Here is a 13,856-nt window from a genome sequence, read left to right on the forward strand (position 1 = left end):
GGGCCCACGACCCGGAAGGTGTTGTTACGGCTCGGCGCAATGCGGGGCCGCCTCAGTGTCACCTGAGGCCGCGGCTTTGAATTCGTCCCTGCACTCCTCCGGTACCGCCACTGCCTTGGCGGTGACTGTGCCCCGGTGGATAGGGGTCGCGGTCGGCTGGAACGGTTCCTGCTGGTGGCGCCCAGTCTCGGCTCGGGCCTGCTCGATCGCGTCGGCGAGCTTTTTGCAGTCGACTACGTGTGTGCCCCTCTGCGTCGGCTCCTCGCTGGAAGACTCCGGCTTGTCTGCGGCCATTCCGGCATTGAGGGCAGAGGTGGCGGCGATGCCGGCCAGGCACAGCCCTGCCCAGGTGGCGATGAGCCACCGGGGAGCGCTCAAGAGCCGCCGCCTATCAGTGCTCCGCGCCCAAACCAGCTATGCCTTATGGCAGTTGACCGTGGCGACGCTCAACAGCAGAGCCCTGCCAGAGGCTGCCTGATGGGTCCCGTGCCGCCCTCGCCGCGCGGAGGCCGACGGCTGGAACCCTGCTCAGGTCAGGTCAGCGGTCCAGCAGACAAGCCGTCGCACCGGCCGCGGTGGAACAGAGGAAGAGCAGGCAAGCGCAGGCGGCATGCCGTCTGAGCAGGGCGCGGCGCAATGTGGCGTAGCGGGCCTCGTATTCGCCGCGCAGGCGCTTGGCCCGGTCGGCGGTGGCTTGGAGTGCCTGGCGGGTCAGACCGAGGCGCTGCTCGATGTAATGGCGGGCGAGGTCTTCGGCCTGGCCCGTCGTGAGCCAGGTCAGGCGCGCGCAGAGAGCCGCGGCCTCGCGCCGCGCCTGCTCGCGCTCCGCTTGTGCAAGGAGGTAGCCCTCGACCTCGTGGGCGAGTGCCGTGCCCTGCCGGTCCAACGGGGCCCCTTGGCGGCTCGGTGAGGTCACGGCCGGTCACCTTCATGGCCGGGTGCTTCCACCGCGTCACGTTTGCCGAGGCGCGCCGCGTGGTCCTCTTCGGCGATCTCGGGGTGGTGCAGGTCGAACGCCGGGGATTCGGAACGGATGCGCGGCAGGGTGAGGAAGTTGTGCCGCGGCGGTGGGCAGGAGGTGGCCCATTCCAGCGAACGGCCGTAGCCCCACGGGTCGTCGACGCCCACCGGGGTGCCGTACTTGGCGGTCTTCCAGACGTTGTAGAGGAACGGCAGCATCGACAGGCCCAGCAGGAACGAGCTGATCGTCGAGATGGTGTTCAGCGTCGTGAAGCCGTCGGCCGCGAGGTAGTCCGCGTAACGACGCGGCATGCCCTCGGCACCGAGCCAGTGCTGGACGAGGAACGTGCCGTGGAAGCCCACGAACAGCGTCCAGAACGTGATCTTGCCCAGCCGCTCGTCGAGCATCTTGCCGGTGAACTTCGGCCACCAGAAGTGGAAGCCGGAGAACATCGCGAACACGACCGTTCCGAAGACCACGTAGTGGAAGTGCGCCACCACGAAGTACGAGTCGGACACATGGAAGTCCATCGGCGGTGAGGCCAGGATGACGCCGGTCAGACCGCCGAAGAGAAACGTGACGAGAAAGCCGACCGCCCAGAGCATCGGCGTCTCGAAGGACAGCGAGCCCTTCCACATCGTGCCGATCCAGTTGAAGAACTTCACACCGGTCGGAACGGCGATGAGGAACGTCATGAAGGAGAAGAACGGCAGCAGCACACCGCCGGTGACGTACATGTGGTGCGCCCACACCGTGGCCGACAGGCCGGCGATCGAGATGGTCGCGGCGACCAGACCGATGTAGCCGAAGATCGGCTTGCGGGCGAACACCGGGATGACCTCGGTGACGATGCCGAAGAACGGCAGGGCGATGATGTACACCTCCGGATGGCCGAAGAACCAGAAGAGGTGCTGCCACAGCAACGAGCCGCCGTTGGCCGGGTCATAGACGTGAGCGCCGAATTTACGGTCCGCCTCCAGGGCGAACAGCGCGGCGGCCAGGATCGGGAAGGCCAGCAGGACCAGCACACCGGTCAGCAGCACGTTCCAGGTGAAGATCGGCATCCGGAACATCGTGAGACCCGGGGCACGCATGCAGATGATCGTGGTGATGAAGTTGACCGCGCCCAGGATGGTGCCGAAGCCGGAGAAGGCCAGGCCCATGATCCACATGTCGGCGCCGATTCCCGGGGAGTGGGTCGCGTCCGACAGCGGGGAGTAGGCGAACCAGCCGAAGTCGGCCGCGCCCTGCGGGGTGAGGAAGCTGCCGACCGCGATCATCGAGCCGAAGAGGTAGAGCCAGTACGCGAACATGTTCAGCCGCGGGAAGGCCACGTCCGGGGCGCCGATCTGCAACGGCATGATCCAGTTGGTGAACCCGGCGAACAGCGGCGTCGCGAACATCAGCAGCATCACCGTGCCGTGCATCGTGAACGCCTGGTTGAACTGCTCGCTCGACACGATCTGCAGGCCCGGCCGGGCCAACTCGGCGCGCATCACCAGCGCCATCACCCCGCCGAAGAGGAAAAACGCAAATGACGTCGCCAGGTACAGGGTGCCGATGGTCTTGTGGTCGGTGGTCGTCAGCCACCTGATCACGACGTTGCCGGGCTCTTTGCCCTTCATCGGCACTTCGTTTTCGTACGAGTCCTCGGCTGCCGCGGCACCGTGGGGTTCGTTGAGGATGCTCACTGGTGGGTCTCTCCCAAATGCTCGCGTGGCTCGCCAGTCAGCCGCCATCCTGGCCGCCGCAGGAGCCGGACAGCCGTCTTCAGCAGTCGAAACGCCGCCAATGGGATGCGGTCATGCCCTGACTGGAGTAGTCAGGGCATGACGGGAGGGCGATCGGACCAGCAGCCAGGGCCAACACCACGCCCTTGCCTGGGCGGTGGTGAGGGCTGCGCGGGCCGCGGCCCGGTAGGTGCGCTCGGTGCCTCACGCCTCCAGGCGGCTCAGCGCTTGCATGGCCTCGCGTTCCATACGCGAGAGATCTCCGAGGATCGTGCCGGCCTGATGGAGGAAGGGCGCCTCACCCGATTCACCAGCCTTGGTGATGAGGGCTGCCACTTCCGTCCACAGGGTGGCCGCCTCGGTGTACAGCCCGAGACCCGTGCGCAGGTGGCTGCTGTCGTGCAGTTCGGTGCACTCGGCCAGGAAGTCGCGGTAGAGGTTGCGGAACAAGGCGCCGCCGGTGCCGGCCTTCTCCATCAAGAGGGCGGCCTGCGGGAGGTCCCGTTGCGGTTGGTCGGTGCGCTGGAGCCAGGTGCGTACCAGCTTGCCGGCCTTCTCAATGCCGCGGTGGCCGAGGTTGGCGATGGGCGGGTTGAGGAAGGCGTCGGCGCAGGCGGTGATGGCGGGAATGATCCGGTCTTGTGGGGAGGGCAGGTCCCGCGGAGCGGTGAGGGTGAAGGAGCGGTGCTTGGCGGTCATCGGGCCACGTGCGGCCCTGGCCCGGGCGAGGCTGGTCAGGCTGGTGGACACCGCTCCGCCTTGCTGGTCGGTGTCCACCAGGTAGGCGGCGTGATCGTCGTAGCCGTACATGGCGACGACATGGCCGCCGAAGTGCACCTTCGAGGTGAAGTAGTCCAGGTGGTAACTGTCGAGCTGCAGCCCGACGGGGTGGCCGGCGTCGATGGGGGCGGCCACGTTCTCCCATGCCCTGCGGGACGAGGTGGTCTCCTGGACCAGGAGCTCCAGCTCGAGTCCGGTGGCCAGGCTTCTGGTGAGCTCGAACGGCTTGACCCGTCCCCCGAGGAAGGGGAAACCCATGTTCTTGCTGTCCCAGTAGACGAAGGACAGGCCGGATCCGAGGCCGAAGAGCATGGGCTCGGACAGATCGAGTCCTTGGTGCCGCAGCAGTACCCCCAGAGCTGTCGTCTCGCAGTGCTGCGTACCGCGTGCGTCGATGTCCACTACCGTGCTCATGCCATGCCCTCCTGGACGGGGTGATCAGCCAAGTCATCGGCTTTTCTTGCGGCCCACAGCAGCGGCTCCCCTACGAGTCCCGCCTTGCCCGCTCTGCCATGGCCACGTGGTTTCCGGGCCGCTCGACGGATGAGCGGCCCGGAAACCATGGTCGCAGCGGCCACCGGCACATCGCGTACAGATCGCCGATAATCGGGCTCGCCGAGGGGGCAACGCGGCCTCAGCGCACGTCGATTCGCACGTGGACGCATGCGGAGGCCGGCGCCGACCCTGTGGTGTGTGACGGCCCGCCGGGTCCGTCCGGCCCGGTCAGACGAAGTCGATGCGTTCCTCGCTGATCGGGTATCCCACCCTCGCGAAGTGTGCCGCCATCGGGAGGTTCGACTGGTCGGTGGCGGCCGCGATGCGTGTCGCGCCCCGCGCCACCAGGTCGTGTGTGCACTCGATCAGCAGATCGCGCGCATAGCCGTTGCCGCGCTGCTCGGGCAGGACCCCGATGAAGCCGATGCAGGGACCCGCGGAATTGCGGGCGGGGACGTGGAAGCCCGCCAGTTCACCGGCCGGGGTGTAGGCCAGGCGCCACCAACTGCGCGGGGAGGGCATCCAGTTGAGGAGTCCCAACAGCTCCTCGACGGCGCCGTCCCTTCCGTACGTGGCGATGCCGTTCAGGTCGTGGGCGTCCAACGAACCCTCCTGGATCCGGCGCACCACGCCCCGCAGGACGTCGTCGTCCGGCTCCGGCCGGTACACCAGGCGCCCCGTGCGCTCGGGAAGCGCACAGTCGGAGGTCCAGTTGTAGCGATAGCGCTCGACCAGCTTGCGCAGACCGGCCGCCTCCGCAGCGGCCATTCGGGCCTCCGCCGCCGCCCGCACGTCCGGCTTCTCGCGCCAGCCTGCCGGCAGCAGCAGGCTGTACTCGGCGTGCAGCGGTGCGGTACGCAGCAGTTGGACAGCGGCGTCGGCATCGGTGAAGTCGAACCAATCGAGGGCGATGGGCTTTTCGTCCTCCGGCTTGGCCCACCAGGCTGCGCGGGCGACCACAACGCCGTCGCGCAGGGCGACCCAGGTCCATTCGGGCCGGTATTCGCCGCCGTCGGCAATCATGCCGTAGACGTCGCCGAGCACGGCGCGGCCGACGAGGCCCGGGTCCGGCAGCGAAGCGAACAGAGGGGTCTCGCCCGCGGTGAGCGGGCGAATGACCAGTTCAGTCATGGAGAAAACAGTCCTTCGGGAGAGTGACGCGCTCCCGGATCAGACCTGCAACGCCCGGTGGACGGGGCGGGAGCGCACGGTTGTCGTGATGGTCATCGCTCTCGCCTCCTTCCTTGTGATCACGGGCGTGCGCTCACCGTAAGCTCGGTGGCTCCAGGTCGTCCAGCGATTTTCCACCTACGGCTCGCAGCCTTGGAGTTGGTGCCGACCTCGGGTGCCGCGGATTGAGGACAGCGGCCGATCGAGGACAGAGGTCGATTGAGGACAGCGGTCGATTGAGGACAGAGGCTGACCTCTTTGGCCTTTAGCGTTGGTCCTGAACGACGGAACAAGAACTTCGAGAGGCGGAGACCATGAGCGGCAACGAACAGGCTATCCGGGATCTGGCAGAGGGTCCGGCCGTCACCGGCGAGCGCGCCGAATGGCTTGCGGAACTGGCCCAGGCCCGGCACTTCCTGCGCTTCACCACCCGTGACCTCACCGACGAGCAGGCCAGGCTGCGAACCACCGCCAGCGAGTTGTGCCTGGGCGGCCTGGTCAAGCACGTCACTCAGGTCGAGCGGAGCTGGGTCGACTTCATCCTGAACGGTCCCTCGGCGATGCCGGACTTCACGGCGATGACCGAGGCCGACCTGGCCAGCCGTGCAGATGGGTTCCGGTTGCTGCCCGGTGAGACGCTGACCGGCGTGCTGGACGATTACGCGGAGGCGGCCCGCCGGACCGACGAGGTGGTCACCACGCTGCCCGACCTGAGTGCCGCCTGGCCGCTGCCGAAGGCCCCGTGGTTCGAGGCCGACGCGCAGTGGTCGGCCCGCCGGGTGCTGATGCACATCGTCGCCGAGACCGCTCAGCACGCCGGCCACGCCGACATCATCCGCGAGTCCCTGGATGGCGCCAAGAGCATGGGCTAGGCGCCGCGGTGGTCACGGTGGTGCGGCTGCTCCACTGGCGCCAGGTGCCGGGTCAGTGGAGCAAGCTGCCCGCATCACTTTCCCCCGCGACACATCATCATGCCGCCGGACGCCGAAATATGAGCTGAATTAGTTTGACCCCATAGGGCGACGAAAATCCATAGAGCAAACAAGCGGCCACCTTGCGTGCACCCAAGTCCGGCCGAGCCCGAGATTACATAAACTTTCAGGCTTCCTTTGTTTGATTTGACTTCGCGTCGCGGCGTAGCGTGGAAACAGGTCCAACTAGAGAGGGCTGGACCATCATTCGGGGTCAAAGGAGGAAACCCTATGAGCTTCCGGAGCGTACTTCCTCTCAATGGCGGATGGGGTCACGGCCACGGCGGACGTGGTTACGGACGCGGCGGCGGCTACGGACGCGGCGGCGGACGTGGTTACGGACGCGGCGGTGACTACGGCGGCGGACGCGGATTCGGCCGCGGACGTGGATTCGGCCGCGGGTTCGGGTTCGGATTCGGCCGCGGAGGCCGTTACTAGGACCACCCCATCAAACAACTACGAGACTGGTCCCCGTCCTCGGGGGCCAGCTTCATGAGCGACGGGGCCGGCTCGGAAATCCATCGGGAAAAGCGGGTCACCGTCTGAAAACGGACCGCTATCGCCGGTGACCAGCGCGCGGCACCGCCGGTTGCATGCAAAATACAAGCGCTGCGTGTGGAGATACGTCCACACGCAGCGCGCTTCCGATGCCTTCCCGCAAGGGATATTGAGTATTCTCCTGGATTCCCTGCATTGCAATACCCGCCGGCGCGGCTTCTGGCTCTCGTGGGTGGGCAGGGCTGCGGAACCCCGGGGTGGGCGTCAGCTTGATCGCGCTCGGCTCCCCACCTGCTCGCCGGCCATGGTCAGCAGGAGCAGCGCGTCGTGTTCGGCGGTGCCGGGCGCCGCCTGGTAGACCAGCATGCGCTGGCCGTCGCCGACGAGGCCGAGCACCTCGTTGGCCAGGGTCAGCGGGCCGATCGCCAGGTGCCGGAACGCGGTCCGGCCGCCGCGCTTGACCCGGACGTCGTGCCGGCGCCACAGCGCGGCGAACTCGCTGCTGGCCTCGCACATTTGGGTGACCAGCGCGGCGGTGCGCCCGGGAGCGGTCACTTCGGCCGTGTGCAGATGAGCCACGCAGTTGCCGGCCACCCGGTCCCAGTCGGCGAAGACCGTCCGCGCGGCAGGGTGCAGGAAGGTGTACCGGATCGTGTTGCGCTGGGCAGGAGGCCAGTCGTCGAGCCCCGGCATCAGGGCCAGGCCCTCCGGGTTCGCTGCCAACACGTCGTTGACGTCACTGAGCACGTACGCCGGGCCGGGCCGGAGCGATTCCAGCAGCAGTCGCAGGCCCGGGCGAACGGGCTGCGGGTCGACGGGCCGGCGCCGCGGCGTCCGCCCGGCGGCGCGGTCGGCCAGGGCCAGCAGGTGGGCGTGCTCGTCGTCGGTGAGCCGCAGGGCCCGGGCCAGCGCGTTCAGCACCGCGTCGCTGGGCGCGGTCTCCCGCCCCTGCTCGATGCGGGTGTAGTAGTCCATGCTGACCCCGGCGAGCGCGGCCAGCTCCTCGCGACGCAGTCCAGGGGCCCGACGGAGACCCGGCCCGAGGGGCAGACCGACGTCGGCCGGGCCGATCCGCCCGCGCCGGATCCTAAGGAACTCCGCCATCGCGTTCACGCCGTTGAGTCTGCCATCGGGCGGCCCGCTCCTGGGTGGCCGTATCGCACCCAGGAACCGTACGGCCTTCCCGGGCCGGCGGCGGAGGACGGAACCTCGGCCCATGACTGACGCACTGATCATCGGCGGCGGCTCCGGGATGGGCCTGGCCCTGGCCCGGACCCTGCTGGCCGAAGGAATGGACGTAACGATCGTCGGCCGGTCCACGGACCGGCTCTCCGCGGCCCGGGCGGAGCTGGAGCGCACCACACAAGGAAAGGTGGGCACGATACGGGCGGACATCGGCCGCGAAGAGGAGGTGGCCGCGCTGTTCGCCCGGGTGGAGCGAGCGGAGCACGTGGTGGTCACCGCGATGGATGCGAGCGGGGCATACGGCCGGACCGCCGACGTCACCTCGGCCACCGCGAGGGCAGTGGTGGACACCAAACTGCTCGGGGCGTGGCTCGTCGGCAAACACGCGGCCGGGCGGGTGACCGGCTCGATCACCTACACCTCAGGCATCAACGCGTACCGGCCGAACGGTTCCAACACGATCGTGGCCGCTGCCAACGGCGCGCTCACCGCACTGACTTACGGGCTGGCGATCGAACTGGCCCCGGTCCGGGTGAACGTGATCTCACCGGGCTGGGTGGACACCCCCATCTGGGACCAACTCGCCATGGACAAGCAGGCAGCCTTCGCCGAGCTGGCCGGGCGGCTCCCGGCCCGACGCATCGGCACCCCCGATGACATCGCCCAGGCGTTCGTCTCAGTGATGCGCAACGGCTTCATCACCGGAACGGTCCTGCATGTCGATGGTGGCCACCGCCTCACGTGAACGCGCACCGGCACCGCCGCCCGTCCCGCGGCCGGTGCGGATGCCGGCGTCTCCCCCGCTCGGGGGAGACGCTCCCCCCGCGCGCGGGATCCCCCTGCCTCGGCCGACGGATGTACTGGAGCGGTCAGTCAGTTACAGCACCACAGGCCACTGCGTCGCACCGGGTTCGGGGGGCTGGTGCAGCGCAGTGGGGCGGGAGGATCACGATGCGTACGTGGACGAGGCGACGTCTGCTGAGGTCGGCAGCGTTGGCGGGGGGCCTTGCTGCCACGGCAGTTGCCCCCGCGGGGGCAGCCGCAGCGGTCACCGGCGGAGCTCGTCCCGAGAGAGACGGCATCGGTGACGCCCTGCGGGCCCTGCCGGGGCTGCGGGTGGTCGAGGAACGGCCGGGCGCAGAGCCGGGGTACCGCTTCTTCGTCCTCGGGCTGCGTCAGCCGGTCGACCACACGAACCGGGCGGCCGGCAGCTTCGAGCAGCGCCTCACCCTGCTGCACACCTCCGTCGAGCGGCCCACCGTGCTGTTCACCACCGGCTATGAGGCGGTGCTCACGCCGCGCCGAGCCGAGCCCACCGTGCTGCTGGGCGGCAATCAGGTCCAGGTCGAGCACCGCTTCTTCGGCACCTCTCGGCCGGCGACGCTTGACCACTCGCTCCTGACGATCCGTCAGGCGGCTGCCGACCACCACCGGGTCGTCCGTCTCTTCCGCACGCTGTACCCCGGCGCGTGGATCTCCACCGGCAGCAGCAAGGGCGGCATGGCCAGTGTCTACCACCGCCGCTTCCACCCCCACGACGTGGACGCCACCGTGGCCTACTCCGCCCCGAACAACGTCGACGACCGTGACGACCGGGCCTACCTGCGCTTCCTGGACAGCGTGGGCAGCGCCACCTGCCGCGACGCCCTCAAGGCGGCACAGCGGCAGATCCTGCTCCGCCGCACGGAGATGGTCGCCCGCTACGAGGCCTGGGCACGCGACAACAACGCCACTTTCCGCATCATCGGCAGCGCCGACAAGGCGCTCGAAATCGCCGTCCTGCGGGCTTCGTTCATGTTCTGGCAGTACGGCACCACCGAGGACTGCGCCGCCATCCCCGGCGCGGACGCCGGCACCGATGAGCTGTACGCCTGGCTCGACGACGTCGCCGGACTGGCCCTCTACTCCGACCCGGTCGCGCGGCGCTACATCCCGTACTTCTACCAACTCGGCACGCAGATGGGGTACTTCGGCGTTCCCACCAGCCACCTGTCCGGCCTTCTGCACTATCCGGACGCCATGGAGCCCCGTACGTTCGTACCGCGCGACATCCCCATGCGCTTCGATCCCGACGCCATGCCTGACATCGACCACTGGGTCCGCCGCCGCGGGCAGCGGATGCTCTTCATCAACGGCAGCCACGACGCTGCCGTCGCCGAACCCTTCCGGCCGAGCGACCGCGATTCCCACCTGCTGTGGGCGCCCGGAGCCAACCACGGCGCCACCATCGCCGCGCTCTCCCCCACCGACCGTGCGCAGGCAGTCGGCCTGCTCCGCCGCTGGGCCGGCAAGGCCTGATGGGAGGCGCCTGACCGGAGGCGCCCCTCTGCCTCTCGTGGGGGAGACATCAGCTCTGTCCGCTCTGCCAGCATGACGGCATGCTGAGCCTCCTGCTGCCGCTGACGCATGCGGTCACGTACACCCGTTGGCTTCACCTGCTGATGGGAGCGATCGTGCCGCTCGCCTGCGCGATGGTCTTCCCGGGGCTGGGCAGTCCGTCGCCAGGTGACTGGGCGCTGATCGCGGTCCTTCCCCTCCCCTTGGTCCTGGCCGTCGCCATGATTCCGTCGGTGCGCCGCGCGGAGGGGCTGCAGGCGCGGTTGATGCTGTTTCCTGGCCCGCACGCACGCGTGAAGAGCGATGAGCAGCCGGGCGTCTCCGCCGCTCCGTCCGCTTCGTGGAGCGACCGGGCCAGAACCGGTGCCTGGCTGCTGCTGCGGGTGGAAACCGGGCTCGCCGTCGCGCTGGGGACGGAGCGGCTGATGGCGCTCGCGCTGTCGCTCGCCGGGGCGGCCGCCGGAGAACCCGGCGTCGCCGACCCCCTCGTGCCACATGCCGGTGGGAGCTGGGTGTACGTCCTGCTGATACCGATGCCCCTGTTGGTGCTGGTGGCGGCGTCTGCCGGGGCAGGCGCGCTCATGGCTCGGGCTGCCCGTCGGCTGCTGGGGCCGTCGGTCAAGGAGCGGCTGTCCGAGTTGGAGGAGCGCACCGAGCAGCTGCTGGAACGCAACCGGATCGCACGGGAGTTGCACGATTCCCTCGGCCATGCGCTCACCCTGGCCGTGGTACAGGCGGGTGCCGCCCGGACCGCGGCTGACCCGCGGTTCACCGACCGGGCGCTGGAGGCCATCGAGGAGACGGGGCGGGCCGCGTTGGACGACCTGGAAGGAGTCCTGCTCGCACTGCGCGAGAGGCAGCGGCCGGCCGGCACCCGCCCCGGTCTCGGCGAGGCAGGCTCCCTGCTGGATTCCGCGCGGTCCTCGGGCGCCCACATCGACGCGGAGGTATCGGGGTCCTTGGAGCACCTGCCGGGGCCCGTCTCCCGTGAGGCCTATCGGATGCTCCAGGAGGCCCTCACCAACGTGCTGCGACACGCGGGCCCCGTCCAGGTCCGCGTGCGCATCGTCGTGGAGCGGGCACGGCTGCGGCTTGAGGTACGCAATCCGCTGACCGCCGCGGCATCGGCGGCCGGCAGCGGTGGAGGCAGTGGCCTGCGCGGCATCCGCGAGCGCGCCACGCTCCTCGGAGGTGAGGCCCGAGCAGGGCGGGACGGCAACCAGTGGCTGCTGCGGGTGGACCTGCCGCTGCGGTGACAGCCACCGGAGCCGCGTGTCCTCAGCTTCGTGCCGATACCGTCACCGTGACGTGTCCGGGGGCTCCTGGGGTAGCGGGTGACGGTGCGGATCGCGGCCGCGATCCGGTGGTACATCGGGGTCAGTTGCCCGGATTCGATGCGATGGGCGGCGGTCGGAAGGTCCTCGCCCGCGCGGAGTCGCCCTATGGGCTCGTTGATCAAGTCGTAGCCCAATACGGCGGGATGGTGGGCGAAGCGCCGGGCGAGGGTCAGCGTCGTGGGAGCCACGGCGGAACGGGACGTTCCCGTAGGGCCCGGCCGGGGCCGCCCCGCGGTGCAGAACCGTGGTCGCCGATCGGGTAATTCGTGGTCGCCCGCTGACTTTCCCCGGGGCACCGAAGTTCTCGGCATTCTTCCTTCCCAACGGTGATCCGTTCCGGGCATAACAGGGGGAACGCGGTACGGCGTCGAACAGCGGCGCTTTTCCGTGCACCGCAGCACAGTTCAACGAAAGGCCCGGAACTTTGAGAAATGCCCGAAGGACCGTATTCGGCCTGGCGGCCGGCGCGACTCTCTGCGCCAGTGCCGTGGCCCTCGCACCAGCCGCTCATGCGGCGCCCGAAAACTACGTGAAGATCACGAACAAGGCGGGGATCGTCGCCACCACGTGCTACCAGTGGCTGGGCACCAGCGGAAAGGACTACTGCCATCAAGGCCGGCCGGTGGGGGATTCCTGGACCGCGTATTTCCCGGCGGACGCCACCTCGGCCGTGATCGACCTGAAGCTGTCGCCCTGGGGAGCGGTCCGGGACAGTGCCGCGGTGAAGGACACCGGCAAGAACCACTGCTTCGAGATCCAGGGACTGCTGGGTTCGGAAAAGCTGATCGAAACCGGCTGCTGACAAACAGAAAGAGAACAGAGCCATGAGAATTGTGCGCATGGGCGTGGTGGTCGGTGCACTCACCACCGCACTCGCCTGCACGGTACCGGCGGCCTTCGCGGGCGAGGCGGAATACCCCGCGGTGAACGGCCACACGGACGACTGGGTGAACGGGGCGACGCCGACGGTCGTCTATCAGAACGGTCTGACGGACACCGATCCGGCGCGGGTCAAGGAAGCCTTCGAGCAGTGCAAGAGCCAGTCGGTTTCGTGTGCGGCGACCACGGTCGGCACCCCGGAAAGGGTGACGAAGTGGTTCGACGTGGAGAACACCGGCACCGGCACCGGTCCGCTGGAGAACTGCGGACAGAGCAGCTCGGACATCAAGCAGCAGATCGGCGGCATGCACGCGTTCGCCTGGGGCTGGAACGTGGGCGGGTCCATCGACATCGAGCTGACCAAGGGCGTCGGGATCGGCGCCAGCGCCCAGTACAACGAGACCAATACCGAAACGAAGACCGGCAGCATCGACATCACCGTGAAGCCCGGTGAGCGGGGCATGCTCAAGGTCGGTCACGACATGGAACGCATCGTTTCCGATGTCACGGTCCAGGGCGGGAAGTTCGGCGGGGCCAAAATCTCCGGACTGCGTACCGAAGTTCCTCTCAAGGAAGGTGCCAAGCGCGCCGCTCCGGACATCGTGCCGTGCGGGCAGAAGCTGCTGATGGAACAGTGAACCGGATCGACGAAAAGGGCGTGACCATGAAGAAGACCGGGCGGACGGTGGCCTGTGCCGCCGCCGCGATCGGCATCTCACTGGGCGGCGCGGTGGTGACGGCGCCGCCGGCATTCGCCGGCTCGGGCCACTACATCTCGTTCTCGAACAAGGGCTGGTTCGTGGCCAACACTTGTTACAAATGGAAGGGTTCCACGACCTCCGACAGCTGTGACTCCGGAAAGACCATCAACCAGGACTGGCGGGTGGAGATACCGGAGGACGCGACGGGTGTGGAGCTCAGTGTGACGGTGGACGCACAGATCGGCGGCGGCAACATCACTCCGCAGATCACCGACCTGAAGCGCGGCTACTGCTACGAGCTTTCCGGTTACACCTGGGGCCCGAAGATCACCGAGAAGACGTGCTAGGCCGGGCCAGGAGGAGCGAAGCGATGAATGCCAGAACTCGTCGGTTGACGCAGGCGGGCGGGTACGGCGCGGCCGTTCTCGCCATGGTGGTGGGCGGTGGAATTCTGACGGCACCGTCGGCCGCCGCGAGTGCGGACAACTCCCTCACGTTCACGAACAACGCGCTGTATTTCGTCGACACCTGCTACGAGTGGCAGGGACCGGAGGGCGTGGAGAAGAAGAACTACTGCCACAACGCCAGGGCCAAGGGGGCCACCTGGAAGGCGTACTTCCCCCCGGAGGCGACCGGAGCCACCGTCAAGGTGACCTTCGCCGGCTACACCGGCGGGGCACCGAAGACCGTCACCATCGACGACGCCGACAAGGACCACTGCTACAACCTCGAGGGCGTCTGGCCGAACGTGGCCGAGGTCCTGCGGGTGAACTGCTGACCCGGCACCGGTGAAACCGCGGCAGCCCTCCGTA

General features: G+C 68.4%; 13 protein-coding genes. 8 read left to right on the forward strand and 5 right to left on the reverse strand.

The genetic code is table 11. The features are described 5' to 3' along the window. Window positions 1-538: 538 nt before the first annotated feature. From V2J85_RS06250 to V2J85_RS06265, 4 genes are all read right to left on the reverse strand, one after another. Window positions 539-916, reverse strand: coding sequence for a hypothetical protein (locus V2J85_RS06250; RefSeq protein WP_261957877.1), 378 nt, complete (start codon window positions 914-916; stop codon window positions 539-541). Then, on the reverse strand, window positions 913-2,652 hold the full coding sequence (ctaD, locus tag V2J85_RS06255) for an aa3-type cytochrome oxidase subunit I (protein WP_419836747.1): 1,740 nt from the start codon (window positions 2,650-2,652) through the stop codon (window positions 913-915). Before ctaD ends, V2J85_RS06250 begins: the two co-directional genes overlap by 4 nt. A 243-nt stretch (window positions 2,653-2,895) precedes the next feature. Beyond that, window positions 2,896-3,885, reverse strand: a complete 990-nt coding sequence (locus V2J85_RS06260; protein WP_261957875.1) for a BtrH N-terminal domain-containing protein — start codon at window positions 3,883-3,885, stop codon at window positions 2,896-2,898. 309 nt (window positions 3,886-4,194) lie between these two features. After that, complete coding sequence (locus V2J85_RS06265; protein WP_330820861.1) at window positions 4,195-5,097, reverse strand: GNAT family N-acetyltransferase; 903 nt, start codon at window positions 5,095-5,097, stop codon at window positions 4,195-4,197. 353 nt (window positions 5,098-5,450) lie between these two features. Between V2J85_RS06265 and V2J85_RS06270 the strand changes: the two genes are divergently transcribed. Further along, entirely contained in the window at window positions 5,451-6,008 is a 558-nt protein-coding gene (locus V2J85_RS06270) for a DinB family protein (protein ID WP_261957873.1), read from the forward strand. 861 nt (window positions 6,009-6,869) lie between these two features. Here V2J85_RS06270 and V2J85_RS06275 read toward each other — a convergent pair. Further along, window positions 6,870-7,709 (reverse strand): helix-turn-helix domain-containing protein, encoded by an 840-nt coding sequence (locus V2J85_RS06275; protein ID WP_330821409.1) that lies wholly within the window; start codon window positions 7,707-7,709, stop codon window positions 6,870-6,872. A 112-nt stretch (window positions 7,710-7,821) separates the two neighbouring features. On the opposite strand from V2J85_RS06275, the gene V2J85_RS06280 reads away from it, so the two are divergent. The 7 genes from V2J85_RS06280 to V2J85_RS06315 all read left to right on the forward strand — a co-directional run bounded on the left by V2J85_RS06280 (window position 7,822) and on the right by V2J85_RS06315 (window position 13,822). Then, window positions 7,822-8,535 carry an SDR family oxidoreductase gene (locus V2J85_RS06280; protein WP_330820862.1) on the forward strand — a complete coding sequence of 238 codons (714 nt, stop codon included), beginning with the start codon at window positions 7,822-7,824 and terminating at the stop codon, window positions 8,533-8,535. Window positions 8,536-8,741: 206 nt separating this feature from the next. Further along, on the forward strand, window positions 8,742-10,088 hold the full coding sequence (locus V2J85_RS06285; protein WP_330820863.1) for a S28 family serine protease: 1,347 nt from the start codon (window positions 8,742-8,744) through the stop codon (window positions 10,086-10,088). An 80-nt stretch (window positions 10,089-10,168) separates the two neighbouring features. Then, window positions 10,169-11,383: a sensor histidine kinase gene (locus V2J85_RS06290; protein WP_330820864.1), complete on the forward strand. Its 1,215-nt coding sequence runs from the start codon at window positions 10,169-10,171 to the stop codon at window positions 11,381-11,383. Between the two features lie 610 nt (window positions 11,384-11,993). Further along, window positions 11,994-12,266 (forward strand): hypothetical protein, encoded by a 273-nt coding sequence (locus V2J85_RS06300; RefSeq protein ID WP_261957869.1) that lies wholly within the window; start codon window positions 11,994-11,996, stop codon window positions 12,264-12,266. 22 nt (window positions 12,267-12,288) lie between these two features. Next, complete coding sequence (locus V2J85_RS06305) at window positions 12,289-12,981, forward strand: hypothetical protein (protein WP_261957868.1); 693 nt, start codon at window positions 12,289-12,291, stop codon at window positions 12,979-12,981. A 20-nt stretch (window positions 12,982-13,001) separates the two neighbouring features. Next, window positions 13,002-13,391: a hypothetical protein gene (locus tag V2J85_RS06310; protein WP_330820865.1), complete on the forward strand. Its 390-nt coding sequence runs from the start codon at window positions 13,002-13,004 to the stop codon at window positions 13,389-13,391. Window positions 13,392-13,414: 23 nt separating this feature from the next. Continuing rightward, on the forward strand, window positions 13,415-13,822 hold the full coding sequence (locus V2J85_RS06315; RefSeq protein ID WP_330820866.1) for a hypothetical protein: 408 nt from the start codon (window positions 13,415-13,417) through the stop codon (window positions 13,820-13,822). The last annotated feature ends 34 nt before the right edge of the window (window positions 13,823-13,856 follow it).

Source organism: Streptomyces bugieae (assembly GCF_036352915.1).
Classification (GTDB): domain Bacteria; phylum Actinomycetota; class Actinomycetes; order Streptomycetales; family Streptomycetaceae; genus Streptomyces; species Streptomyces endophytica.

Bases quoted from the DNA above. Each gene is read 5' to 3' on its own strand.
- V2J85_RS06290 (WP_330820864.1), top strand. From the start codon at position 10,169: ATGCTGAGCCTCCTGCTGCCGCTGACGCATGCGGTCACGTACACCCGT.
- V2J85_RS06270 (WP_261957873.1), top strand. From the start codon at position 5,451: ATGAGCGGCAACGAACAGGCTATCCGGGATCTGGCAGAGGGTCCGGCC.
- V2J85_RS06315 (WP_330820866.1), top strand. From the start codon at position 13,415: ATGAATGCCAGAACTCGTCGGTTGACGCAGGCGGGCGGGTACGGCGCG.
- V2J85_RS06285 (WP_330820863.1), top strand. From the start codon at position 8,742: ATGCGTACGTGGACGAGGCGACGTCTGCTGAGGTCGGCAGCGTTGGCG.
- V2J85_RS06280 (WP_330820862.1), top strand. From the start codon at position 7,822: ATGACTGACGCACTGATCATCGGCGGCGGCTCCGGGATGGGCCTGGCC.
- V2J85_RS06305 (WP_261957868.1), top strand. From the start codon at position 12,289: ATGAGAATTGTGCGCATGGGCGTGGTGGTCGGTGCACTCACCACCGCA.
- V2J85_RS06260 (WP_261957875.1), bottom strand. From the start codon at position 3,885: ATGAGCACGGTAGTGGACATCGACGCACGCGGTACGCAGCACTGCGAG.
- V2J85_RS06275 (WP_330821409.1), bottom strand. From the start codon at position 7,709: ATGGCGGAGTTCCTTAGGATCCGGCGCGGGCGGATCGGCCCGGCCGAC.
- V2J85_RS06265 (WP_330820861.1), bottom strand. From the start codon at position 5,097: ATGACTGAACTGGTCATTCGCCCGCTCACCGCGGGCGAGACCCCTCTG.